At 66.9% G+C, this 24333-nt stretch carries 20 protein-coding genes; 11 read left to right on the plus strand and 9 right to left on the minus strand.

What is annotated here, in order from left to right:
- Window positions 1–34: 34 nt before the first annotated feature.
- Complete coding sequence (locus G6N67_RS04395; RefSeq protein WP_036433980.1) at window positions 35–1903, plus strand: S9 family peptidase; 1869 nt, start codon at window positions 35–37, stop codon at window positions 1901–1903.
- A 72-nt stretch (window positions 1904–1975) separates the two neighbouring features.
- Here G6N67_RS04395 and sucD read toward each other — a convergent pair whose 3' ends face one another.
- Window positions 1976–2875, minus strand: coding sequence for a succinate--CoA ligase subunit alpha (gene sucD / locus G6N67_RS04400; RefSeq protein ID WP_036433979.1), 900 nt, complete (start codon window positions 2873–2875; stop codon window positions 1976–1978).
- A 12-nt stretch (window positions 2876–2887) separates the two neighbouring features.
- Complete coding sequence (gene sucC / locus G6N67_RS04405) at window positions 2888–4051, minus strand: ADP-forming succinate--CoA ligase subunit beta (protein WP_036433977.1); 1164 nt, start codon at window positions 4049–4051, stop codon at window positions 2888–2890.
- A 278-nt stretch (window positions 4052–4329) separates the two neighbouring features.
- Here sucC and G6N67_RS04410 point away from each other — a divergent pair, with 278 nt between their 5' ends.
- From G6N67_RS04410 to G6N67_RS04440, 7 genes are all read left to right on the plus strand, one after another.
- Complete coding sequence (locus G6N67_RS04410) at window positions 4330–5412, plus strand: M23 family metallopeptidase (RefSeq protein ID WP_036433975.1); 1083 nt, start codon at window positions 4330–4332, stop codon at window positions 5410–5412.
- Window positions 5413–6096: a hypothetical protein gene (locus G6N67_RS04415; RefSeq protein ID WP_036433973.1), complete on the plus strand. Its 684-nt coding sequence runs from the start codon at window positions 5413–5415 to the stop codon at window positions 6094–6096.
- 90 nt (window positions 6097–6186) lie between these two features.
- Complete coding sequence (locus G6N67_RS04420) at window positions 6187–7143, plus strand: ABC transporter substrate-binding protein (protein WP_036433971.1); 957 nt, start codon at window positions 6187–6189, stop codon at window positions 7141–7143.
- Window positions 7140–8000 carry an ABC transporter permease gene (locus G6N67_RS04425; protein WP_036433969.1) on the plus strand — a complete coding sequence of 287 codons (861 nt, stop codon included), beginning with the start codon at window positions 7140–7142 and terminating at the stop codon, window positions 7998–8000. The genes G6N67_RS04420 and G6N67_RS04425 overlap by 4 nt, the downstream gene beginning before the upstream one ends.
- Entirely contained in the window at window positions 7997–8728 is a 732-nt protein-coding gene (locus G6N67_RS04430) for an ABC transporter ATP-binding protein (protein ID WP_036433967.1), read from the plus strand. Before G6N67_RS04425 ends, G6N67_RS04430 begins: the two co-directional genes overlap by 4 nt.
- Entirely contained in the window at window positions 8721–10295 is a 1575-nt protein-coding gene (locus tag G6N67_RS04435) for an FAD-dependent oxidoreductase (protein WP_036433965.1), read from the plus strand. The genes G6N67_RS04430 and G6N67_RS04435 overlap by 8 nt, the downstream gene beginning before the upstream one ends.
- Window positions 10292–10708, plus strand: coding sequence for a 4Fe-4S dicluster domain-containing protein (locus tag G6N67_RS04440; protein ID WP_036433963.1), 417 nt, complete (start codon window positions 10292–10294; stop codon window positions 10706–10708). The genes G6N67_RS04435 and G6N67_RS04440 overlap by 4 nt, the downstream gene beginning before the upstream one ends.
- Window positions 10709–10736: 28 nt before the next feature.
- Here the strand turns inward: G6N67_RS04440 and G6N67_RS04445 are convergent, their stop codons facing one another.
- Genes G6N67_RS04445 through G6N67_RS04455 form a run of 3 tightly spaced genes read right to left on the minus strand, consistent with a single transcriptional unit; the run spans window position 10737 to window position 14302 of the window.
- A complete protein-coding gene (locus G6N67_RS04445; RefSeq protein WP_036433961.1) occupies window positions 10737–12149 on the minus strand; it encodes an acyl-CoA synthetase in 1413 nt (470 codons plus the stop codon).
- Window positions 12150–12168: 19 nt separating this feature from the next.
- Entirely contained in the window at window positions 12169–12939 is a 771-nt protein-coding gene (locus tag G6N67_RS04450) for an enoyl-CoA hydratase/isomerase family protein (RefSeq protein WP_036433959.1), read from the minus strand.
- A 10-nt stretch (window positions 12940–12949) separates the two neighbouring features.
- The gene (locus G6N67_RS04455; RefSeq protein ID WP_036433957.1) at window positions 12950–14302 is read right to left on the minus strand and encodes an SLC13 family permease; all 1353 of its coding nucleotides are present in this window, start codon (window positions 14300–14302) and stop codon (window positions 12950–12952) included.
- 135 nt (window positions 14303–14437) lie between these two features.
- Here G6N67_RS04455 and G6N67_RS04460 point away from each other — a divergent pair, with 135 nt between their 5' ends.
- The gene (locus tag G6N67_RS04460) at window positions 14438–15178 is read left to right on the plus strand and encodes an IclR family transcriptional regulator (RefSeq protein ID WP_036433955.1); all 741 of its coding nucleotides are present in this window, start codon (window positions 14438–14440) and stop codon (window positions 15176–15178) included.
- 18 nt (window positions 15179–15196) lie between these two features.
- Here the strand turns inward: G6N67_RS04460 and pcrA are convergent, their stop codons facing one another.
- Window positions 15197–17512 carry a DNA helicase PcrA gene (gene pcrA / locus G6N67_RS04465; RefSeq protein ID WP_036433953.1) on the minus strand — a complete coding sequence of 772 codons (2316 nt, stop codon included), beginning with the start codon at window positions 17510–17512 and terminating at the stop codon, window positions 15197–15199.
- 262 nt (window positions 17513–17774) lie between these two features.
- On the opposite strand from pcrA, the gene G6N67_RS04470 reads away from it, so the two are divergent.
- Window positions 17775–18038 (plus strand): chorismate mutase, encoded by a 264-nt coding sequence (locus G6N67_RS04470; protein ID WP_036433951.1) that lies wholly within the window; start codon window positions 17775–17777, stop codon window positions 18036–18038.
- 48 nt (window positions 18039–18086) lie between these two features.
- Here the strand turns inward: G6N67_RS04470 and G6N67_RS04475 are convergent, their stop codons facing one another.
- The 3 genes from G6N67_RS04475 to G6N67_RS04485 form a co-directional block, all read right to left on the minus strand.
- Complete coding sequence (locus G6N67_RS04475) at window positions 18087–18944, minus strand: putative endonuclease domain-containing protein (RefSeq protein ID WP_036433949.1); 858 nt, start codon at window positions 18942–18944, stop codon at window positions 18087–18089.
- Between the two features lie 81 nt (window positions 18945–19025).
- Window positions 19026–21059, minus strand: coding sequence for an acyltransferase family protein (locus tag G6N67_RS04480; protein ID WP_036433947.1), 2034 nt, complete (start codon window positions 21057–21059; stop codon window positions 19026–19028).
- A 116-nt stretch (window positions 21060–21175) separates the two neighbouring features.
- Entirely contained in the window at window positions 21176–22624 is a 1449-nt protein-coding gene (locus tag G6N67_RS04485) for an NAD-dependent succinate-semialdehyde dehydrogenase (protein ID WP_036433945.1), read from the minus strand.
- Between the two features lie 50 nt (window positions 22625–22674).
- On the opposite strand from G6N67_RS04485, the gene pgi reads away from it, so the two are divergent.
- On the plus strand, window positions 22675–24324 hold the full coding sequence (pgi, locus tag G6N67_RS04490) for a glucose-6-phosphate isomerase (protein ID WP_036433943.1): 1650 nt from the start codon (window positions 22675–22677) through the stop codon (window positions 24322–24324).
- Window positions 24325–24333 lie beyond the last annotated feature (9 nt).

The raw sequence follows: 24333 nt of genomic DNA on the forward strand, positions 1-24333 counted from the left end.
CCCGGCGAACAAGCTTGTCCGAGAAAGGTTTCCCATGGCGCTACCCGAACTCATCAGTGTCGAAGACTTCTTCAGCCCGCCCGTGCGCGCCGGTGCGACGATCTCCCCGGACGGCACCAAGATCGCCTACCTCGCACCATGGAAGAACCGGCTCAACGTCTGGGTGCAGGACGTCGACGACGACGCGACCGCGCGGTGTGTGACGGCCGACGACACGCGCAGTGTGTACATCTACCGCTGGACGCACGATTCCCGATGGCTGCTCTACATGCAGGACAACGGCGGTGACGAGAACTGGCATGTCTACCGCGTGGACCTGAACGCCCCGGGGGATCCGGCCGTCGACCTCACGCCGTTTCCCGGTATCCGGGCAGATTTCACGCTGCTCAAAGGCCGTCCCGGCAAGGCCATGGTCCAGTTCAACAAGCGCAATCCCGAGTTGTTCGACGCATACGAACTCGACATCGCGAGCGGTGAACTCACGCTGCTCGCCGAGAATCCGGGCAATGTCGTCAACTGGATGTGCAGCCAGAACGGCGAGTTGTTCACATCGGTTCTGACGTCTGACGGCGATGTCGAACTGTCCCAATGGGATTCGGCAAAGCAGGCCTTGCGATCGATCAAGACCTACGACGGCAGCGATTATCCGCTGGGCATCTATCCCGTCACCATCACGCCCGACGGCGCCGGCATCTGGCTCGGCTCGAACCAGGGCAGCGACCGAATCAGGCTCGCGCGCCTGGATGTCGCGACCGGCGAGGAGACCGAGGTGGACAGCCACCCGACGTTCGACCTTGCCGCCCAGATGGTGTTGCCGCCGCCGCTGATCCTCGACCAGCAGACCGGCGACCTGATCGGCGCGCGCTACTACGGCGAACGCCAGATCATTCATCCGCTGGACGCGAATTTCGCTGCGGTGCTGGATAACCTGACCAAGCTGTCCGACGGCGATCTGGCGGGCACCTCGTCCGACCACAGCGGGCAACGGTGGGTCGTCAACTTCACCCACGACCGCACCCCCGGCGCGACCTACTTCTACGACCACTCGACTGGCGATCACCGGCTGCTGTTCCTGCCCTACCCGCACCTGGAGGCCGACGCGCTCGCCCCGATGACGCCCGTGACCATCACCTCACGTGACGGGCTCGACCTCCACTCGTACCTGACGCTGCCGATCGGCGTCGAGCCGGTCGATCTGCCGTTGGTGCTGCTGGTCCATGGCGGCCCGTGGGCGCGCGACTGCTGGGGTTTTCAGCCCGACGTGCAGCTGCTGGCCAATCGCGGATATGCGGTGCTGCAGGTCAACTTCCGCGGTTCGACCGGCTACGGCAAGGCCTTCACCAAAGCAGCGATCGGGGAATTCGCCGGCAAGATGCACGACGACCTGATCGACGCCGTCGACTGGGCCGTCAAGCAGGGCTACGCCGATCGCGACAGGGTCGCGATCTTCGGCGGCTCGTACGGCGGCTACGCGGCGCTGGTCGGGGTGACGTTCACGCCGGACGTGTTCGCCGCGGCCATCGACTACGTCGGGATCTCCAGCCTCGCCAACTTCATGCGCACGCTGCCCAACGTGGCCCGGCCGTTCCTCGCCACCAACTGGCACATGTACGTGGGCGATCCGAGTGACCCGGCCCAGGAGGCCGACATGCTGGCCCGCTCCCCCATCACGAAGGTCGACCAGATCCGTACCCCGCTGCTGGTCATCCAGGGCGCCAACGATTCTCGCGTGGTTCAGGCCGAGTCCGACAATCTCGTCGAGGCGCTACGCAACCGCGGCGTCGAGGTCGAGTACCTGGTCAAGGCAGACGAGGGCCACGGATTCCTCAACCCCGACAACCAGATCGACATGTACCACGCGGTCGAGCGGTTCCTCGCCGAGCACCTGGGCGGGCGCGCCTAACTGCCGAGCAGACGCTAAGGCCCCCGACACGCCGGGCGTGCGGGGGCCTACGCGTCTGCTCGCGGGAGAAAATCAGCCCTCGAGGATCTCGCGCGCCAGCTTCGCGGTCTCGGACGGCGTCTTGCCGACCTTCACGCCCGCGGCCTCGAGGGCCTCCTTCTTCGCGGCGGCGGTGCCCGACGAGCCCGACACGATGGCGCCCGCGTGGCCCATGGTCTTGCCCTCCGGAGCGGTGAAGCCCGCGACGTAGCCGACGACCGGCTTGGTGACGTTGGCCTTGATGTAGTCGGCGGCCCGCTCTTCGGCGTCGCCACCGATCTCACCGATCATCACGATGACCTTGGTCTCGGGATCCTTCTCGAACGCCTCGATGGCGTCGATGTGGGTGGTGCCGATGACCGGGTCGCCGCCGATGCCGATGGCGGTCGAGAAGCCGAAATCGCGCAGCTCGTACATCATCTGGTAGGTCAGCGTGCCCGACTTCGACACCAGGCCGATCGGGCCCTTGCCGGTGATGTTGTTGGGCGTGATGCCGACCAGCGACTCGCCGGGCGTGATGATGCCCGGGCAGTTGGGGCCGATGATGCGGGTCTTCTGACCCTTTTCGACGTTGTAGGCCCACGCATAAGCGGTGTCCTGCACCGGGATTCCCTCGGTGATGACCACCAGCAGCGGGATCTCGGCGTCGATGGCCTCGATGATGGCGTCCTTCGAGAAGGCCGGCGGCACGAAGGCGATCGACACGTCGGCGCCGGTCTCCTTCATGGCCTCGGCCACCGATGCGAACACCGGCAGCTCGATGTCGTTTCCGTCCTTGTCTTTGTGAGACACCTTGGTGCCGGCCTTGCGTGCGTTGACGCCGCCGACGACCTGCGTGCCCGCCTTGAGCATCAGCGCGGTGTGCTTGGTGCCCTCACCGCCGGTGATGCCCTGGACGATGACCTTGCTGTCTTTGTTCAGAAAAATCGACATATCAAGTGTCCCTTACTTATTGGCCAGCTCGGCGGCCTTGTCGGCACCGGCGTCCATGGTCTCGGCCTGGATGACCAGGGGGTGGTTTGCCTCGGCGAGGATGCGTCGGCCCTCTTCGACGTTGTTGCCGTCGAGACGAACCACGAGCGGCTTGTTGGCCTCGTCGCCGAGGATCTGCAGCGCCTTGACGATGCCGTTGGCGACCGCGTCACACGCGGTGATGCCACCGAAGACGTTGACGAAAACGCTCTTGACCTGGCTGTCGTTCAGGATGACGTCGAGCCCGTTGGCCATCACCTCGGCCGACGCGCCGCCACCGATGTCGAGGAAGTTTGCCGGCTTCACGCCGTTGTGCTTCTCACCGGCGTAGGCGACCACGTCGAGCGTCGACATGACCAGACCTGCGCCGTTGCCGATGATGCCGACCTGGCCATCGAGCTTGACGTAGTTGAGGTCGTTCTCCTTGGCCTTGAGCTCGAGCGGATCGGTGGCGTCCTTGTCCTCGAACTCGGCGTGCCCGGGCTGGCGGAAGTCGGCGTTGGCGTCGAGCGTGACCTTGCCGTCCAAAGCAAGGATCTGATCGTCAGGCGTGCGCACCAGCGGGTTGACCTCGACCAGGGTGGCGTCCTCCTTGACGAACACCTCCCACAGCTTCTGGATGGTCACCGCGGCGGCGTCGAGCACCTCGGCCGGCAGGTGGCCCTGCTCGGCGATGGACCGGGCGAACGCCAGGTCGACACCCTTGACGGCGTCGACGGGCACCTTGGCCAGCCGGTCGGGCTTGGTCGCGGCGACTTCCTCGATCTCCATGCCACCCTCGACCGAGCACATTGCGAGGTAGGTCCGGTTGGCGCGGTCGAGCAGGAAGGAGATGTAGTACTCCTCGGCGATGTCGCTCGCCTCGGCCACCAGCAACTTCTTGACGATGTGGCCCTTGATGTCGAGGCCGAGAATGTTCTGTGCGTGCGTGAACGCGTCATCGGGCGTCGCGGCGTACTTGACACCACCGGCCTTGCCACGGCCGCCGACCTTGACCTGCGCCTTCACCATCACGGGGCGGCCGATCTCCTCGGCGATCGCCTTGGCGTCCTCAGCAGAGTCGGTCACCCGGCCGGGAGTCGTGGGAACGTTGTGCTTGGCGAACAGCTCTTTCGCCTGATATTCGAAAAGATCCATGTGCTTCCTAGCTAGGCGGTGTCGTCTGCTTGGCTTCGAACGCGCTCCGAAGCCGCCCGGTCCGGTACCTCTGACGGGCCCGGAGGCACTTTATCCACCGCCGGGTGAGCCGTAGGCACCGCCTACCACTGATGTGGTAGATCTCACCGGGGCCCTCTGGTGATACAGATCACATTCTGCGGCGGAATAGCCGCATAAGTTGCCACCATCATTGGGATTTGGTTAACGTGCCTCTGGTCCTCATAACAGACCGGTCACGACGAGAAGGATTTCCCGGGTTGCCGCAGCATCGTTCGTCCGTATCTCCGCAAGGAGTTTCGACGAAGATTCGCGACCGCAAATTCATGTCGTCCGACGAGCTGGACGCCGCGGAGATCACCGACATCATCCCCTTCAACGAGTTCGGCGACCTGGCCGATCTCGACTTCCGTGACTGCACCGCCTTCGACCGCGAGGCTCAGGTCATCCACGCCCCCGAGCTGGACGACATGCACGACACCGACGACCTGACGCCCGAACAACTGGCCGTCCCCACGCGCTTCCGCCCCAAGTCCGGCAGTGAGGGACCGTCCCGCTACGCGTACCGCGACAGCCACACCGATGTCAGCGACGGCACGGCCGCCACCGACATCATCAACATCGGCAGCCGCCGCGGCGGCGCCCACCGCAAAGAGGCCACCGGCCCCGTCAAGAGCCGCCTGATGATCGCCGCGATGGCCGCGGGAGCGACCGCCGCAGGCGCATATTCGCTCAACACGAGCGCCCAGGCCGACCCCGCCGACACCGTCCTCGCGTCGGCCAAGACCACCGCGAGCGGTGTGTCCGTGACCGGCAAGGTCGACGGCATGCAGATCGTCTCGGTCGCGTCGACCAACGATTCGTCGGTCCACGCCGAGGAGATCACCAAGGCCGCGGCCTTCGCCCAGGAACGCGCCGAGCGCGAGGCACGCCTGGCCCGCCCGCTGTTCGTGATGCCGACCAAGGGCGTGTGGACGTCGGGCTTCGGTTACCGCTGGGGCGTGCTGCACGGCGGCATCGACATCGCCAACTCGATCGGCACCCCGATCCTCGCCGCGTCCGACGGCGTCGTCGTCGACGTCGGCCCGACGGCCGGTTACGGCGCGTGGGTGAAGATCCGGCACTCCGACGGCACCGTGACGCTCTACGGCCACATCAACACGTGGCTGGTGAGCGTCGGCGAGCGCGTGATGGCAGGCGACCAGATCGCCACCATGGGCAACCGGGGTAACTCCACCGGCCCCCACCTGCACTTCGAGGTTCTCCTCAACGGCTCCGACCGCATCGACCCGGTCGGCTGGCTGGCCAAGCGCGGGCTCAGCCCGGGCAGCTATGTTGGCTGAGTGAGCGAAACCGCCGGAACCAACGGCCGTCCCGGCCCCTCCGACGATCAGACCCGCATCATCCGGCGTCAGCCCGAAAATCAGCACTCCGCTCCACTACCCGCGCAGGGCGATCTCAAAACGGGCATCATCCGGCGCCACCCGACCGGGGCCATACCGGCCGCGGCCGACGCCGAGCCCAGCACGAGCCTGATCGGCCACCCGGTCGACGACACCAAGACGTGGGGGCACCGCCCGCTTGCGGGGGATTACATCCCCCGCGCGCGGCCCGTGGCGATCCCGCGCGGCGCCGGGCAGCCCAATCCCAGGACCGCCATCGTCGCGGCCGTGGTGAGCATCCTGAGCGGTTGGGCTACCGCGCTCATCGCCACCGACCTGATCGCGGGGTGGTGGCGCACCGACCGGTTGTTCTGCGTCGCGATCGGGTTCCTCGCCGCGATCTCGGCGGCCGCCACCATCGGTGGGCTGATTGCTTTGCTGCTCCGCCGCCGCATGGGACGGCTCCTGATCGTGGTCGGCTCGATCATCGGTTTGCTGATCTTCGGCAGCCTGTTCATCGCGGGCGCCAGAGTGCACCCGGTCGTGTACGCCATGCCGGTGCTTCCGCTCGCGAGCATCCTGTTCACCCTGCTGCCGTCGACGCGCAGGTGGAACGCGAGCGCTCACAGCTTCCGGTCAGGCTGATCCAAACAATCGACCGCAAACCCGTGATGACCTGTACTGGATCGGATTTCGCGTGCGCTCGCGCCACCACCGATCCGGAGGCCCACAGGAATGTTCAGTCGAATTCTGCGCGCCGCCATGGCCCTGGCAATCGTCGCCACCGCAGTGGCCTGCTCGAACTCGGGTGACAGCAAGGGATTCACCCTGCGCATCGGTGCGACCTCGGTCACCGGAACACCCGCGGGCTCACTCGGCTGGGGTGACCGGCAGGGCATCCTGGCCGAGAAGCTCAAGGCCGCGGGCGTCGACAAGATCGAGTACTCGTTCTTCCAGTCCGGCAGCGACGTGGTCTCGGCGCTGGTTGCCGGCGCGGTCGACGTCGCCGCGGTCGGCGACAACCCGGCCCTGCGGGCCCGCAGCCGCGACCCCAAAGTCGTTATCCTGTCCCTGGATTCGATCAACGGCGACAACCAGTTGGTGGGCGCCAAAGGCGGACCCACCGATATCCGCGGGCTGATCGGCAAGACCATCACTGCGCCGCAGGGCACGATCCGCGACCGCACCGCACGCCAACTCATCGACGCCGCAGGCCTCACCGGCCAGATCCAGGTGCGCGACGTCCCCACACCCGAGTCCATCGCGGGTCTGAGTTCGGGGCAGATCGACGCCACGATCGTCAGCGGTGCCAGCGCCGTCGAACTGCAGGAGAAAGGCTTCCCGATAATCGACAGCCTCGCTCGGCACGGCTTCGGCAGCACCGGGGCCAACATCGCCCTTTCGTCGTTCACCGAGGCGCATCCAGGCTTCCGCGACGCGTGGCAGGATGCCGTCACCGCAGTCAACCGCAACATCGCCGAGAACTTCGACGACTACCTGCACTGGGTCGCCGACACCGACGGCACCAAGTTCGAGTACGTCCAGAAGTCCACGCGGGTTGAGGAATTCAACACAGAGCCGTTCCCCGAGGCAGGTATCGACCAGCTCGAAGCCGCGTACAACTTCCTCAACGCAGACGGCTCGTTCGACAACGAGTACTCGGTGCGGGATTGGGTGGGTGCCAAGTCATGACGGCCGCCGTGCGCACCGCCGCGGTCCGGGACACCGGACCGGATCTGGTCGAGGTCGTCGGAGGCCGCAGACACCGACGTGGCGTGTGGGCGCGGATTCCGCGCCCGGTACGCCGATTGCTGGGCCCCGCACTGATTCTCGCCGCGTGGGCCGTCGGCGCGGCGACCGGCCTGCTCAATCCCGACCTGTTCCCGGCACCCACGCATGTCGCGGCCACGGCGTGGCGGCTGCTCGGTGACGGTCAGCTCGCGACGCATGTCGGTGCGTCGGCCACCAGGGTGCTCACCGGCACGGTGCTCGGCATACTCATCGGTGTGCTGCTCGCGGTCGCGGCGGGGCTCACGCGTACCGGCGAGGATCTGCTGGACTGGAGCATGCAAATCCTCAAGGCCGTACCGAATTTCGCGCTCACGCCGCTGTTGATCATCTGGATGGGTATCGGCGAAGGCCCCAAGATCGTGCTCATCACGACCGGCGTGGCGATCGCGATCTACATCAACACCTACTCCGGGATCCGCGGCGTCGACCGTCAACTCGTCGAGATGGCCCAGACCTTGGAAGCTCGGCGGGCGACGCTCGTGTCGCAGGTGATCCTGCCGGGCGCGATGCCGAATTTCCTTGTCGGCCTGCGCCTCGGGCTGTCCAGCGCGTGGCTCAGCCTGATCTTCGCCGAGATGATCAACACCACCGAGGGCATCGGCTTTCTGATGTCACGCGCTCAGACCAATCTGCAGTTCGACGTTTCCCTGCTGGTGATCGTCATCTACGCCGTCGCAGGCTTGTTGTCCTACACGTTGGTGCGGGTGCTCGAACGGTTGTTGTTGTCGTGGCGCAACGGGTTCGAAGGCGTGTCATGAGCCCAGCCGTCGTCACGGTCCGGGGGTTGCGGCGCGCGTTCGGCGCGCAGCAGGTGCTCGAGGATCTCGACCTGGACATCGCCGACGGTGAGTTCGTCGCGATGCTGGGCCGGTCCGGATCGGGCAAGAGCACCCTACTGCGGGCGCTGGCCGGGCTCGACGACCAGGTCTCCGGATCGATCGTGGCACCGCGGTCCCGCGCGGTGGTTTTCCAGAATCCCAGGCTGCTGCCGTGGCGGCGTGCGTTGGCCAACGTCACGTTCGCCCTGCGCGACGCCGGGCCCGACGCCCCCAGCCGCTCGGCCCGCGCCCGCGCCGCACTCGACGAGGTCGGGCTGTCCGACAAAGTACGGGCATGGCCGTTGTCGCTCTCCGGCGGTGAGGCTCAACGGGTTTCACTCGCCCGCGCGCTGGTACGCGAGCCGGACCTGCTGTTGCTCGACGAACCGTTCGGCGCGCTCGACGCACTCACGCGGCTCAAGATGTACCGGCTGCTGCACGAGCTGTGGTCCCGCAGGCACATGGCAGTGCTGCACGTCACGCACGACGTCGACGAGGCGATCCTGCTGGCCGACCGTGTCGTCGTACTCTCCGGCGGTCGCGTGTCACTGGACCGGACTGTCGGACTGGACTTTCCGCGTAGCCGCGGCGGTGACGCAGGGTTCGACGAGCTACGCCGTGCGCTGCTGGCCGAGCTCGGCGTCCGCAAGGAGGTGGGGCATGGCTGACACTCTGAGCACCGACGTCCTGGTCATCGGTGGCGGCCCGGCCGCCACCTGGGCGGCGATCTCCGCCGTGGAGAGCGGTGCCCGGGTCGTCCTGGTGGACAAGGGTTATTGCGGCACGAGCGGGGCCACCGCCGCGGGCGGCAACAACCTGTGGCTGATCGCGCCCGGCCCGCGCCGCGAAGAGTCGGTCCGCGAACGCGAACTGGCCGCGGGCCGGATCACCGACTCCGAGTGGATGTTCCGCGTGCTGGCCACGTCGTGGGACCGCGTCGAGCAGCTGGCCGACTGGGGCTACCCGTTTCCGGTCGGTGACGACGGCCGGCCGATGCGCAGCAGCCTGCAGGGCCCGGAATACATGCGTCGCATGCGTCGCAAAGCCCACCGCAGCGGGGTACGCATCCTGGACCACCATCCCGCGCTGGCCTTGACCGCCGACCCCGACGGCGTCGTCAACGGCGCCACCGGCATCGCCCGGCAGGACGGCGGCCGGCCGTGGCAGATCAGCGCCGGGGCCGTCGTGCTGGCCAGCGGGGGCACGGCGTTCCTGTCCGGCACGTTCGGCACCAACACCAACACCGGCGACGGCCTGCTGATGGCCGCCGAACATCACGCCGAGCTGTCCGGCATGGAGTTCTGCACCGCCTATGCGCTGGCCCCCGAGTGGGGTACCCACACCAAGGGCCGCATGCTGCAGTGGGCCAGTTTCTACGACGAGCACGGCCGGCGGTTGGCCTCGCGACCCGGCCTGGCCGGCCGCCAGGACGCCCAGTGGGAACTCGCGCAGGGCAAGCGCGTGTTCGCCCGGCTGGATCGCGCGCCCGGGCACATCCGCCAGACCATGCGCGATGCGCAGCCCAACTACTTCCTGCCGCTCGACAAGGCCGGGATCGACCCGTTCACCACGGCCTACCCGATCCGCATGGTCTACGAGGGGTCCATCCGCGGCACCGGCGGGCTGCGACTGGTCGGACCTGATTGCGCGACAACCGTTCCCGGGCTCTACGCCGCGGGAGACGCGGCAACCCGCGAGCTCATCACCGGGGCGCTGTCCGGCGGCGGCAGCCGCAACGGGTCGTGGGCGATCGCGTCAGGGACGTTCGCGGGCCGCGGTGCCGCGGAGTTCAGCCGCGGCCGCAGCGCCGGCCCCGCCGTCACTCTCCCGGCACGCCCGTCCCGCACCGGCGGGCCAAGCGCCGACGAGGTGATCCGCGCCGCGCAGGCCCACGTCCTGCCCCCGTTGCGCAGCTACCTCAAGTCTCAGGACCGGCTGCGGGATTCCGCCGCGGCGCTGGAGACGTTGTGGCGCGACATCTCCGAGGGCTTCGCACCGGTTTCCGCGCGCGATGCCTACCGGCCGCGTCAGGCCGAGGCCCTGGTGGCGGCGGCTCGGTGGATCACGGCGTCGTCGCTGGCCCGGGCCGAGACCCGCGGCCTGCACCGCCGCGAGGATCTGCCCGCCGCGGACGGCGCGTTCGACCACCGGATCCTCGTTGGTGGCCTGGCCGACGTCTGGACCGCACCGGACCCCGTTGCCCCTCGGCTCGTCTCGTCAGAGTCGGCGGCATGATCGAGATCGTCAGCACGACGGCCTGCATCGCGTGCGATATCTGTATAAAGGTGTGCCCCACAGATGTTTTCGACCGTGGCACCGACGGAGTGCCCGTGATCGCCCGGCAGGCGGACTGTCAGACCTGCTTCATGTGTGAGGCGTACTGCCCCGTCGACGCGCTGTATGTTTCACCGGTTGCGGAACCCGTCGGGCCGGGCAGCCCGCATGCCTCGGTGGAGGCCGTCGCCGCGGCCGGGTTGTTCGGGGAGTACCGCGAGCTGATCGGCTGGGGCGCCGGACGCACGGCAGGTGCGCGGCTGGACAAGAATCCGGTGCTGGCTTCCGTCCCACCGCTGCCCGAGTCTCGGCTGCCGGTGCCCGCGGTGGTGGTCGACGGACCGTGGAATCACACAGGCGCTTCCCAGGCCTGAGTACGCCAGACGTCGATTCCACAACCCGTCACATGGCCAGCAGCTTCTTCTGCACCTTGCCCATGGCATTGCGTGGCAGTTCCTCCAGGAAGACCACTTCGCGCGGTCGTTTGTGGTGGGACAGTCGCGTCGCGACGAAGTCGATCAACGACTCATCGAGTTTCGTGCGGACATCGTGGTCGGCGACGACGTAGGCGACGATGCGCTGCCCCAGGTCTAGATCGGCCTTTCCGACCACGGCGACCTCCCGCACCGCGGGATGAGAGAGCAAGGCCGCCTCGACTTCGCCCGCACCGATGCGGTAGCCGCCCGACTTGATCAAGTCGACCGACTCACGGCCGACGATGCGGTGGAATCCGGCCGTGTCGATCGCGGCGATGTCACCGGTCCTGAACCAGCCGTCGTCGGTCCACGCCGCCGTGGTCACTTCGGGAAGGTTGAGGTAGCCATCGAACAGCATCGGCCCGCGGACTTCAAGGCGGCCAATGCTTTCGCCGTCGCGCTGCACGATCTCGCCGCCCTCGGTGCGGATGCGGGTTTGCACGCCGCGCAGCGGTTCGCCGACCCAGCCCGGGCGCCGCTCGCCGTCAGCGCGGGAACTCAGCGTGATCATGGTCTCGCTCATGCCGTATCGCTCGACGGGTGCGATGCCGGTGAGTTCGGCGACGCTGTCGAACACCGGGACGGGCAGCGGTGCGCTGCCGGACACCAAGAGCCGGGCGTGCCGCAATGCACGTGCCGACGTCACGTCAGCGGCGATGCGCGACCACACGGTGGGTACGCCGAAATACATTGTCCCGGTTGCGGCGGCGTAGTTCTCGGGCCGTGGCTTACCGGTGTGCACGACGCGTGAGCCGATCCGCAGTGATCCGAGGACACCGAGTACGAGGCCGTGCATGTGGAAAAGAGGCAGCCCATGCACGACCGTGTCGGACGGGGTCCATTGCCAGGCATCGGCGACCGCATCGATCCCCGCGGCCAATGCCCGATGGCTGAGATTGACCCCCTTTGGCGCGCCTGTCGTCCCCGAGGTGTACAGGATCATCGCGATGTCGTCGCTGGACGGTGTTGTAGCGCAACGCTGTCCGCCCTTGCGGCCATGCGGCACCGCCACAGCCGGCAGGTCCGAGGCAGGATGCGCAGGCCCCGCCCAGCACGTCACCCTGGCGTCGCCGAGAATGTGTTGGAGCTCGACAGGACCGGAGTCCGGGGAGATCGGTACCACAGGAACACCGGCGAGCACACACGCCGTGACGGCGACGACCGTATCCAGTGTCGGCGCAGCACAAACCGCAACGGGCTGCCGGGCGGGTAGCTCGGCACCGAGTGCGCTTGCGGCGTCCAGCAACTCGGCCCGCGACATCGTCGCAGTGCCCACCGTGATTGCATCGGCGACGTCGTGCGTCGTTGCATCAGCAGGATCGAGTGAGGTCAGAAGCATGGTGGAACAGTCACTTTCGTCATGTTGTTCGAAACTGCGCTGTTCTTCCCGCAGTGAACGCGGCAAGTCCGGCGACGAGGTCTGGGTTCGGCATGGTTCGCCAGTGCCGATCCAGTTGATCTGATACGCGGCCGTGCGCGGCGGCTTCATCGGTCATCTGTTTTGCGGCTGCCAACGTCATCGGCGACCGAGTTGCGATGGTTGATGCGATTCGGCGCACCACAGCGTCGAACTCCGCCTCGGGCGCGATGTCGGTGATCAGTCCGTATTGGCGGGCCGTCGACGCGGTGAGCGGGTCGGCAGTGAAGATCAACCGCTTGGTGGCGGCGGGTCCGATGATGCGGACAAGCCGGTCGATGGAACTACTCGGGTAGACGAGACCCAATTTCGCCGGTGTGATGGCGAAACTTGCTTGCTCCGCAGCGATCCGGAGATCGCAGGCCACCGCCAACTGGGTTCCTCCGCCGATGCAGTGACCGGCGACGGCGGCGATCGTGGGCTTCCGGCATCGCGCCAGCTTTTCCTCGATCGTGACGAAGTCGTCTTCGAGGCGTCTCTCGTGGCTGTGGGCGAATTCGGAAATATCCAGGCCGGCGCAGAAGTTGCCGCCGGCGCCGGTGAGGACGACGACGGCTACCGCCGGGTTGCGCTCGACGGCGTCGAGGTGGCCGCCCATGGCCGTCAGCATCTCCCGGGTCAACGCATTCGCCCGCGCGGCGTTGTGGATGGTGATGGTCGCGATTCCGTCGTCGACGGTGAGCGCGACGGCACCGTTCGGTGTGGTGTTCAACGGTTCGGGCTCAGAACAGGGTTCCGGGGCCGACCAGGGCGCCGACCAGGAGGACAGGTCCGATGACGACCATCGACAGGCCCCACCGCATGAGCAGGCGTGTCATACGCGGTCGCTGCTGCTCGTCGACGGTGGATGCGACGTAGGTGGCGCCGACCGTGGAGAACGGTGAGACGTCGACGATCGAAGCGCACACACCCAACGCACAGATCAGCGCCCAACCGGGGATGCCGCCGGTGGCCACCAACGGAAGAGCCAGCGGGACAAGGGCGGCCAGCATGCCGGTGGTCGAGGCGAACGCCGACACCAATCCGGCGACCAGGCAGATGAACAACGCGGCGATCAATGGAACGCTCATGTGCGAGGCGTATTCGCCGAGTAGGTCCACCGCGCCCATGTGGTCGAGAACTCCGACATAGGTGATGATTCCGCCGACGAGCAGGACTGTCGACCAGTCGATCTTCGTCACGGCCTGTCGACCGGCATCCGGGTCGATCAACGTCAGGACCGCACCGAAGGCGAAGCCGAGCACCCCGATGTCCGGATCGAAGCCCATCAGAGGTAGCACAGTCACCGCGAGCACCAGTCCGAGCATGCACACGACGGTGGCAATCTGGTTCGGGGCGAATCGCTTTCGCTCCGACGACGGCGTTGCACCGAAATCGCCGGCAGCGGGTTGAGCTCCCGTGCCGCCCGAACGGGATCCACCGACGCCGACCATCTGTTCAGTCCTGGAGGCCACCTCGGCATCCACCGGGGCGGGCCGCAGCAGCCGCAGTCCCCCGAACATGCAGAACGCGGCGACGAGAAGCCCCAGGTTGACCGCGAGCGCGACCGAGAACAGCAGCATCGGACTCAGGTCGATGCCGGCCTCGTGCGCAGTGCCGTACGTGACGATGCCGAACAGGCTGGTCGGGGCGAACGCTCCGGCACTCAAACCGGTGCCCATCGACAGCGCCATCAACATCGGGTCGATGCGGCGCTTGTCGGCGACCAGCATTCCCACCGGCGCCATCACCAATCCACCCAACGGCGAACCCATCGCGGAGATGGCACCCGTCAGCAGGAAGAACACCAATGGCAACAAGGCTTCCCGGTCTCCGACCTTCTCCAACGCAGCCTCGATGATCCGGTCGATGGTCCCGTTGCTGTGAGCGATGCCGAAGAAATACGTCACCCCCACCAGCAGCACCAGGATGCTGAGTGGGAAGCCCGCGATGACGTCGTCGATCGGCATGTGGGCGAGCCAGATGCCGGCACCGCATGCGGCCGCGAACATCAACACTCCGATGTGTGCTCGCCGGACGGTGGCGACCACGAAAACCGCGACGAACAGCGCGAGCGCCGTCAACTGTATTGCCATTGCTTTGTCCTTCCGCAGGGAAGCCGATTCGAAGGGCTTCCCATTCGGTCCACTGTGTGGCACAGTGGTCTATCAGATGAACCAGTGGCGTGTAAGGTAGCTCACAAGGCCGGGCGCCGTCAATCAAGGAGACGCGTGACCACGAACAGCGTCGTATCCGCATTCCGGGTGCTTGAAGCCGTGGGAGAGCTTCAGCCCGTAGGCCTCTCCGACCTCACCCGCGCGGTCGAACTACCCAAGAGCACGGTCCAGCGCTGCCTGCTCACACTGCAGGAACTCGGCTGGCTCAGATCCACCACCACGCAGCCGACCCGGTGGAACCTGACTTATCGCGCCTTCTCGGTCGGTTGCCAGGCGCGCGATCATCAATCGATCAGGGAAGCCGCGCTGCCGTTCCTCAACCAGCTGCAACTCGACACCACCGAGACCATCCACCTGTGTGCGCCCGATGACCGAGAACTGGTTCTCATTGAGCGCCTCGACACTGCGCACCCGTTACGCGCATTCCTGACGCTGGGCACACGAATTCCCATGCACGCGTCCGCGACCGGGCTGGCGTACCTCGCCGCCAGCCCGCCCGACTTCGTCGACACCTACCTGCGCCTCGACCTCGCGCCGCGCACCGACAACACCATCACCGATCCCGAAACCCTGCGCGCGACACTCGATGAGATACGCGAGCGCGGGTATTCGATCAACCAGGAGGGCCTCAGCACGGGGATCACCGCGCTCGGCGCCGCAATCCTCGACAGCCAAGGCACGCCCGTCGGCGCCCTCTCGGTATCAGGCCCCAGCAGCCGAATCACACCCGACAAGTTCGCCGCGCTCGGTCAGGCGGCCAGGGATACCGCCGACCGGGTCCGCACCGCATTGTAAACCGTTGCGCCGGAACCCTTAGAGCTTCTGCACCGGCGCGTGATTGTGCATGAGCTTGACGCGGCCCGCGCTGCCGAAGTCGATCAGCGACATGGCCGACTCTCCCACCCCGGATACTTCCTCGACACGGCCAAGACCGTACTTGTCGTGGGTGACGCGGTCGCCCGGCTCCAGCGTGATGATCGGGCGGTTGCGCGCGGGCGCGGGCCGAGACGGCGACGGACGTGGTGTGCCGTAGCGACCCGCGTTGCCCATCGGCGCGCTGAGCGACGACGGCTGTTCGATGCGCCGCCAGTTGATCAGCTCCTGCGGAATCTCGCGCAGGAAGCGGGATTCCGGGTTGAGCATGGGCTGCCCCCACGACGAGCGCACCTTGGCGCGGCTCAGATACAGCCGCTGCCGGGCCCGGGTGATGCCGACGTAGGCCAGCCGGCGTTCCTCGGACAGTTCGGTCGGATCACCCAGCGCCCGCATGTGCGGGAACATGCCGTCCTCCCAGCCGGTGACGAACACCGCGGGGAACTCAAGGCCCTTGGCGGTGTGCAGCGTCATCATGGTCACCACACCGGCGCCCTCTTCGGGGAGCTCGTCGGCGTCGGCCACCAACGACACGCGCTCCAGGAACTGCGCGAGCACGCCGGTGTCGGGAATGTCCTCGTCGACCGGCTCGTCGTCGGCCAGCGCCTGCGCGTTGGCCAGGTCAGTGCTGAATTCGTGTGCGACGCTGACCAATTCGTTGAGGTTGTCCAGCCGCGCCAGATCCTGCGGGTCGCTCGACGCCTCGAGTTCACGGCGGTAACCGGTACGTTCCAGCACCGCCTCGACCAGGTCGCCGAGCTCGTCGTCGAGCTTGCCGCGCAGATCGTCGAGCATCTTGACGAACGACGCGATGGCCTTCTCCGAGCGGGTGTTCAGCATCGGCACCCGACCCTCGGCGGCGGCCTGCAGAGCCTCGTTGAAGCTCAGCCCCGTGTTCTCCGAGTACACCGCGACACACGCCTCGGCCCGGTCACCGATACCGCGGCGCGGCGTGTTGAGGATGCGGCGCATGCTCACCGAATCACCGGGATTGTCGAGCACACGCAGATAGGCGACGATGTCGCGAATCTCGCGACGCTCGTAAAAGCGCACGCCGCCAACGACTTTGTACGGTATGCCGGCGCGGATGAACACTTCCTCAAGCGCGCGTGACGAGTTGTTGGTGCGGTAGAACACCGCGACGTCACCGTATTTCAGGCCCGCGCTGTCGGCCAGCGCGTCGATCTCCTCGGCGACGAACCGGGCCTCGTCGTGCTCGTTGTCGGCGACGTAGCCGACGATCAGCTCACCTTCGCCGGCATCGGTCCACAGCCGCTTCTCGCGCCGGCCCGCGTTGCGCGCGATGACCGAGTTGGCCGCGTTGAGGATGGTCTGGGTGGAGCGGTAATTCTGTTCCAGCAGAATGGTTGTCGCGTCGGGATAGTCGCGCTCGAAGTCCTCGATGTTGCGGATCGTCGCGCCGCGGAACGCGTAGATCGACTGGTCGGCGTCACCCACCACGCACAGTTCGGCGGGCGGCACCGAATCGGCCTCGGACACATGGTGGCCCACCAGCTCACGCACCAGGACGTACTGCGCGTGGTTGGTGTCCTGGTACTCGTCGACCAGGATGTGCCGGAAGCGCCTGCGGTAATACTGCGCGATCTGCGGAAAGGCCTGCAGCACCGCGACCGTCTCACCGATCAGGTCGTCGAAATCGAGCGCGTTGGCCGCGCGCAGCCGGCGTTGGTACTCGCCGTACACCTGCGCGATGATCCCGGCCATCTCCTCTTCGGCTTCCGACGCCTCGGCGGCGGCCTGCTCGGGGCCGATCAGCTCGTTTTTGAGGTTGGAGATGCCGTTGGCCAACAGCCGCGGCGAGTACCGCTTGGTGTCCAGGCCCATGTCCTTGCCGATCATCATCAGCAGGCGCCGGGAATCGTCGGAGTCGTAGATCGAGAAGTTGGAGTTCAGCCCGGGCAGCAGCGAGGCCTGGTTGCGCAGGATCCGCACGCACGTGGAGTGGAACGTCGACACCCACATGTTGCGGGCCTTCGGGCCCACCAGCTGTACCACGCGTTCGCGCATCTCGGCCGCGGCCTTGTTGGTGAACGTGATCGCGAGGATCTGGCCGACGCCGACCTCGCGCGCGGCCAGCAGGTAAGCGATGCGCCGGGTCAACACGGCGGTCTTGCCCGAACCTGCGCCAGCCACGATCAACAGCGGCGAACCCTCGTGCAGCACCGCCTCGCGCTGCTGCGGGTTGAGGCCTTCGAGCAGTTGGTCGGTTTCAGTGGCCACGGAAAGGGAAGTCATCTCGGTTCCAAACCTACCGCGCACGGCCGACAATCTTTGCGCAGGCACAGCATGGAATGGCACACTCGAATACGTGCTCACCGAGCAGCGGCGATTTTTCTACGGATACCGGCCTGCGGTACGGGGCTTTGATCTGCTCCTCGCGTGCGCCGTGGTTTAGCTGCATCCCTTCCAGCCCCGCGGTCCGCATCCGGATCCGGGGCTCGTCTCTTGTGTGAGGCCCGGAACCGGAATGAGACCCCCGCACAACGAGGAGCCCACCATGACTGAGACGATCGAAACCGTGCCTGAGATCGATGACCTGCGTCGCGAGATCGACGAACTCGACGCCACCATCCTGGCCGCGATCCAGCGGCGTACCGAGGTGTCCAAGGAGATCGGGAAGGCCCGCATGGCCTCCGGTGGCACCCGGCTGGTGCACAGCCGCGAGATGAAGGTCATCGAGCGCTACAGCGTGCTCGGTCCCGAGGGCAAAGATCTCGCCATGCTGTTGCTGCGCCTCGGCCGCGGCCGCCTGGGACACTAGCTCTCCGCTTTCTCCGCGAAACTGCATTCCCGGCGGTAAAACCGGGCACTAAGCAACCCTGCCCTCCGTCTGGCGACGGACCCAGGCTGCCCTCACCCGATCGAGGATGTCGTGCGGACGATCCTCTTTTATGACGCGGACATGCAGCCAGCCCGCGCGCTGGATTTTCCGGAGCCTGATGACGTCCCACGCATAGGTGGTGCGATCGGTGCGGTGGTGATCGCCGTCGTACTCGACAGCGATCATGACGTCCTCCCACCCCATGTCCAGGTAGGCGAACTCGAAGCCGTTCTCGTCGAGCACCGGAATCTGGGTCTCGGGTCGGGCATATCCCGCGTCGATGAGCAGCAGGCGCAGCCACGTTTCCCTCGGCGACTGCGCACCGGCATCCATCACGGCCAGGGCTTCGCGGCACCGACGCACGCCATGAGCACCGCGGAATTCATCGACGAGCGGCATGACGTGATCGGCTGCCAGGCCGGTCGCTCTGGCAAGCGCGTCGAGGTGTTCGATGGCGGCTCCCCGAGGCAGGAACCGGCCGAGGTCCAATGCCGTCCGCTGAATCGTCGCGACCGCCATACCGTTGATCTCGACGACATCGTCACAGGTGAAGCGGTCGTTGTGGGTGATGATGCCTCGCGGCGGGCGATGGTTCTGCCAGATCAGTTCGATCGGGGCGTCGGCGTCCACCCATTTCGCACCATGCAGAGCCGAGGCGGCACGTCCGGTGATCACGCCTCGTCGCTTGGACCACAACCAGGCGCCCACGGTGTTGCCGTACAGCGACGGCTCCGCCATCCGCGGTTGATAGACGTCGGGAAAAATCGGCCGATACGCCGACCGCAGTCGACCACGAGTGAGTTCGCCGCGAGCCAACGCTTCGCTGCCCAGGAAAATCGTGCCCATGCCGTCGGATCCTGCTCGGCCGCTCCGACACGCTGCCGTCATCCCCCGCGAAACTGCATTCCCGGTTGCTGCGCCGCCGATTTAACGACCGGGAATTCCGTTCCGCGGGGAAACCGGGGAAGCCGGGGAAGATAGAGAGTCGAGCAGCCACGGCGTGAGCCACTTGACGGCCTCGGCAGTCGGGTGCACGCCGTCACTACGCATCCGGATGCCGTCGACCTTCGCGGTGTAGGAGCCGCCCGGGTTGAGCTTGGCGTTGAAGTCGAGCACCGAAACGTTCGGCCGCTTGGCAGCCACCTTGCGCAGCAACGAGTTCCACTCCTGCACGCGCGCCGGCTGGTCCTCGGGGTAGAGGCTGCCGTCGGCCCGTTCGCCGCGGCGGTTGTACGGCGCGGTGGTCACCACGACCTTGGCCCCGGTCGAGGACAGGATGTCCAACGCGCGCTGCAGCTCGCCCTGCAGATACGTGTCGTACGCATCGTCGCCGATGTGCGTCCAGTTTCCGTCGTGCACGCGGTCGACGATCTCCCAGCGGCCGATCATCAACAGCACGGTGTCCGGGCGGTCGTGCTTGATGCGCTGGGTCCAGCGTTCCGGCCAGGTGTCGCACTCGGGCTTCTGGTTGAGGGTCTCCCCCGCCGAGCGGTAGGGCCCGCCGCGGGTGATCCCGCAGCCGATCGTGGTGTAGTCGCTGAAGCTGAAACCCGGCGTCTTCGGCAGATAGCGCATGAGTGTCCACGCCACCGAGTCACCGAACACCGCGACCGTCTGGGTGCCGGGGGCGCGCCGCGCGGGCGGCGAGCCGACCGCGACGGGTACCTCTGCGCCGACGTCGACCCCGGTGAGCGCCGTCGACATGACGTCGGGTCCGGGTGGCTGCGCGGGGCGGCCGCCCACCGGGATGACGACTGTCGTGACGACGGCCGCGGTGGCCACCGTCGCGGCCGCGAGCCGCAGCATCGGCACATGGGTCGGGCGCCACCGCCGTACGGGCTGCTCGATCGCCCACCACGACAGCGCCGACACCGCGATCGTGACCCCGAACCGCAACGCCATGAGCGACCACCCGGTCAGCCCCGTGCGTTCGCCGTTGAGGATCAGGAAGATCGGCCAATGCCACAGGTAGACGCCATAGGAGATGGCGCCGAGGGCGACCAGCGGCCGCCAGGCCAGGGCACGTGCGACGTACCCGTCCTGGTCGAGCGCGACGGGCGCGACCAGCAGGATCGCGCCCACGGCCACGACGATCAGCAGCCCGTGCCGGAAATCGCGGGCGTCGCCCGTCGCGAAATGCGTGGCCGCCGCGAGCACCGCGATGCCGAACACCGGCAGCACCCACGCGATCCAGCGCCGCCAACGGGTTCGGATCAAGGTGCCCGAGACCGTGAGCGCCGACCAGTCCCGCACGAGCAGCGCCGCCGCCGCGGCCCCGACCAGCAATGCCTGGGCCCGGGTGTCGGTGCCGAAGTACACGCGGTTGAGCGACTCGGGATTCACCATGAGGATCGCCTCGGCGGCCGACGCGACGACACCGACGGTCGCGATCGCGAAGACCGTCATGCGCACCGCCCGCACCGAACGCCGGCGCATCAGCAGGATGGCGCCCACCAGCAGCAGCGGCCACAGCAGGTAGTACTGCTCTTCGACACCCAGGGACCAGGTGTGCTGCAGCGGTGACGGCGTCGCGCCCTGGGTGAAGTAGTCGGTCTGCTGGGCGACGAAGACCCAGTTGGCAATCCAGAAGAACGCGGCGACGGCGTCATCACGCAGCGACGCGACAGCTTCGGGCGGGAACAGGTCTCGCGCCGCGACCACCGCGAGTGTCATCACGATCATCGCGGGCAAGAGTCGGCGCGCCCTGCGGACCCAGAAGCTCTTGAGGTCGACGCGGTCGGTCCGGCTGAACTCGTCGAGCAACAGCGACGTGATGAGGAATCCGCTGAGCACGAAGAAGACGTCGACACCGATGAAACCGCCCGCCATGCCGGGCACCCCGGCGTGGCCGGCCAACACGAGCAGCACCGCAATGGCGCGGATGCCGTCGAGCGCAGGGATTTCGCGACGGGCAGGGATCGTCCGACGTCGAACGGCAGCGCCTGCCGCAGTCACGTCCATGCCCTCCCGTCTGGCGTTGAACGACAACACTATCTCCGGCGAGCAGACGCCAAAGTCCCCCGACACCGGCGTGTCGGGGGACTTTCGCGACTGTTCGCGCTATTTGGTGACGTGGCCTACTTCGTCAACGCGATGTATTTGGTGTCGAGGTACTCGTCGATGCCCTCGGTGCCGCCCTCGCGGCCGAAGCCGGACTCCTTGATGCCGCCGAACGGGGCCGCCGGATCGGAGATGACGCCGCGGTTGATCCCGACCATGCCGGACTCGATGGCCTCGGCCACCCGCAGGGCCCGATCCAGCGACTGCGTGAAAACGTAGGCAGCCAAGCCGTATTCGGTGTCGTTGGCGGCCTTGAGCCCCTCTTCCTCGGTGTCGAATCCGGTGATCGGCGCGACGGGCCCGAACACCTCCTCCTTGAGGATGCGGGCGTCGGCGGGCACATCGGTCAGCACGGTGGCCGGGTAGAAGTTGCCGGGACCACCCGGGGCGACGCCGCCGACCGCGACGGTCGCGCCGCGCGACACCGCGTCGGAAACCAGTTCGGTGACCGTGGCGACCTGATTGGAATTGATGAGCGGACCCAATGTGGACGACGGGTCGATGCCCTTGCCGAGCGTGAACTCGCTCATGCGCTTCACCAGCTTGTCGGTGAACTCCTCGCGAACACTGTTGGCGACGTGGAACCGGTTGGCCGCAGTGCAGGCCTCACCGCCGTTGCGCATCTTGGCCAGCACGGCGCCTTCCACCGCGGCGTCGACGTCGGCGTCGTCGAACACGATGAACGGCGCGTTGCCGCCCAACTCCATCGACGTGCGCAGCAGCTTGTCGGCCGACTGCTTGACCAGTGCCTTGCCGACACCTGTCGAGCCCGTGAAGGTCAGCTTCCGGAGCCGGCCGTCGTCGATGAGCGCGGTCGAGACACCGCGCGCATCGTTGGTCGGCAGCACCGACAGCACGCCCTTGGGCAGGCCGGCCTCGTCCATGAGCTTGGCCAGCAGCAGCATGGTCAGCGGGGTTTCCTGCGCGGGCTTGACGATCATGGTGCAACCCGCGGCAAACGCGGGCCCCATCTTGCGGGTGCCCATGGCGAGCGGGAAGTTCCACGGCGTGATGGCGTAACACGGGCCGACGGCCTGCTTGGTGACCAGGATGCGGCCCGTACCGGCCGGGCTGGTCTGGAAGCGGCCGTCGATGCGGACCGCCTCCTCGGCAAACCATCGGAAGAACTCGGCGCCGTACTTGACCTCGCCCTTGCTCTCGGCGAGCACCTTGCCCATCTCGAGCGTCATCAGCGCCGCGATGTCGTCGGCCCGTTCGGTGATCTTCTCGAACACCGAACGCAGGATCTCCCCGCGTTCTCGCGGTGGCGTCGCGGCCCAGTCGGCCTGTACGGCGCACGCCGCGTCGAGCGCGGCGGTCGCGTCGTCGGCCGTCGCGTTGGCGACGGACGCGAGCACATGGTCGTCACTGGGGTCGAGCACGTCGAACGTCGACGAGGCCGCGCGCTCCTCACCGCCGATCCACAGCCCGGTGGGCACGGATGAAATCAGGTCTTCAATGGCCATACATCCATCATGTACACCTTCGAACCGCGTGCCGCACTAAGGTCAACGGAATGAGTGCTGACATCTCCTCAACACCCGCATGGCAGGCCTTGTCGAAGCACTTCGACGATATCGGCGACAAGCATCTGACCGAACTTTTCGCCGAGGATCCCAAGCGCGGCACCGAGCTCACCCTGACCGTCGGCGACCTCTACATCGACTACAGCAAGCACCGTGTCACGCGGGAAACGCTGAAGCTGCTGACCGATCTGGCCCGTGCCGCCGGACTCGAACAGCGCCGCGACGCGATGTTCGCCGGTGAGCACATCAACACTTCCGAGGACCGCGCGGTCTTGCACACCGCGCTGCGGCTGCCTGCCGACGCGGAGTTGACGGTCGACGGGCAGGACGTCGTCGCCGACGTACACGACGTGCTGAACCGCATGGGCGATTTCACCGACCGGCTGCGCTCGGGTGAGTGGACCGGCGCGACCGGTGAACGCATCAAGACCGTCGTCAACATCGGTATCGGCGGTTCGGACCTGGGCCCGGTGATGGTGTACGACGCGTTGCGCCACTACGCCGACGCGGGCATCTCGGCGCGCTTCGTGTCCAACGTCGACCCGGCCGATCTCGTCGCAACCCTCGACGGACTCGATCCCGCCACAACGCTTTTCATCGTCGCGTCGAAGACGTTCTCCACCTTGGAGACGCTGACCAACGCCACCGCGGCGCGACGCTGGCTCACGGCCGCGCTCGGTGACGCCGCGGTGTCCAAGCACTTCGTGGCGGTGTCGACCAATAAGAAACTCGTCGACGACTTCGGCATCAACACCGACAACATGTTCGGCTTCTGGGACTGGGTCGGTGGCCGCTATTCGGTGGATTCGGCGATCGGCCTTGCCGTGATGGCCGTGATCGGCCGCGAACGGTTCGCCGAGTTCCTGGCCGGGTTCCATCTGGTCGACGAGCACTTCCGCACCGCCCCGCTCGAAGCCAACGCGCCGGCCCTGCTCGGCCTGATCGGGCTGTGGTACTCGGATTTCTTTGGCGCACAATCACGTGCGGTACTGCCCTACTCCAACGACCTGTCCCGGTTCGCGGCATACCTGCAGCAGTTGACCATGGAATCCAACGGCAAGTCGGTGCGCGCGGACGGCTCGCCGGTCGACGTCGACACCGGCGAGATCTTCTGGGGCGAACCCGGCACCAACGGCCAGCACGCGTTCTATCAGCTGCTGCACCAGGGGACTCGGCTGGTGCCCGCCGATTTCATCGGGTTCTCCCAGCCCACCGACGATCTGCCGACGGCTGACGGCACGGGCAGCATGCACGACCTGCTGATGAGCAACTTCTTCGCGCAGACGCAGGTGCTGGCCTTCGGCAAGACCGCGGAAGCCATTGCCGCAGAAGGCACTCCGCCCGCGGTCGTGCCGCACAAGGTGATGCCGGGCAACCGGCCGACGACCTCGATCCTCGCCACGAAGTTGACCCCCTCGGTGGTGGGTCAACTGATCGCTCTCTACGAGCATCAGGTGTTCACCGAGGGGGTCATCTGGGGGATCGACTCGTTCGATCAGTGGGGTGTCGAACTGGGCAAGACCCAGGCGAAGGCCCTGCTGCCGGTGATCACCGCGGAGGCGTCACCGGCTGAGCAGTCCGACTCGTCGACCGATGCCCTGGTACGCCGTTACCGCGTGGAGCGCGGGCGTTCGGCGTAGCCACTCCTA

The sequence above is a fragment of the Mycolicibacterium mageritense genome, assembly GCF_010727475.1.
GTDB classification, from domain to species: domain Bacteria; phylum Actinomycetota; class Actinomycetes; order Mycobacteriales; family Mycobacteriaceae; genus Mycobacterium; species Mycobacterium mageritense.

Bases quoted from the DNA above. Each gene is read 5' to 3' on its own strand.
- G6N67_RS04480 (WP_036433947.1), bottom strand. From the start codon at position 21,059: ATGGACGTGACTGCGGCAGGCGCTGCCGTTCGACGTCGGACGATCCCT.
- G6N67_RS04440 (WP_036433963.1), top strand. From the start codon at position 10,292: ATGATCGAGATCGTCAGCACGACGGCCTGCATCGCGTGCGATATCTGT.
- G6N67_RS04470 (WP_036433951.1), top strand. From the start codon at position 17,775: ATGACTGAGACGATCGAAACCGTGCCTGAGATCGATGACCTGCGTCGC.
- G6N67_RS04395 (WP_036433980.1), top strand. From the start codon at position 35: ATGGCGCTACCCGAACTCATCAGTGTCGAAGACTTCTTCAGCCCGCCC.
- G6N67_RS04475 (WP_036433949.1), bottom strand. From the start codon at position 18,944: ATGGGCACGATTTTCCTGGGCAGCGAAGCGTTGGCTCGCGGCGAACTC.
- G6N67_RS04430 (WP_036433967.1), top strand. From the start codon at position 7,997: ATGAGCCCAGCCGTCGTCACGGTCCGGGGGTTGCGGCGCGCGTTCGGC.
- pgi (WP_036433943.1), top strand. From the start codon at position 22,675: ATGAGTGCTGACATCTCCTCAACACCCGCATGGCAGGCCTTGTCGAAG.
- sucC (WP_036433977.1), bottom strand. From the start codon at position 4,051: ATGGATCTTTTCGAATATCAGGCGAAAGAGCTGTTCGCCAAGCACAAC.
- G6N67_RS04485 (WP_036433945.1), bottom strand. From the start codon at position 22,624: ATGGCCATTGAAGACCTGATTTCATCCGTGCCCACCGGGCTGTGGATC.
- G6N67_RS04435 (WP_036433965.1), top strand. From the start codon at position 8,721: ATGGCTGACACTCTGAGCACCGACGTCCTGGTCATCGGTGGCGGCCCG.
- pcrA (WP_036433953.1), bottom strand. From the start codon at position 17,512: ATGACTTCCCTTTCCGTGGCCACTGAAACCGACCAACTGCTCGAAGGC.
- G6N67_RS04425 (WP_036433969.1), top strand. From the start codon at position 7,140: ATGACGGCCGCCGTGCGCACCGCCGCGGTCCGGGACACCGGACCGGAT.
- G6N67_RS04455 (WP_036433957.1), bottom strand. From the start codon at position 14,302: ATGGCAATACAGTTGACGGCGCTCGCGCTGTTCGTCGCGGTTTTCGTG.
- G6N67_RS04445 (WP_036433961.1), bottom strand. From the start codon at position 12,149: ATGCTTCTGACCTCACTCGATCCTGCTGATGCAACGACGCACGACGTC.
- G6N67_RS04420 (WP_036433971.1), top strand. From the start codon at position 6,187: ATGTTCAGTCGAATTCTGCGCGCCGCCATGGCCCTGGCAATCGTCGCC.
- sucD (WP_036433979.1), bottom strand. From the start codon at position 2,875: ATGTCGATTTTTCTGAACAAAGACAGCAAGGTCATCGTCCAGGGCATC.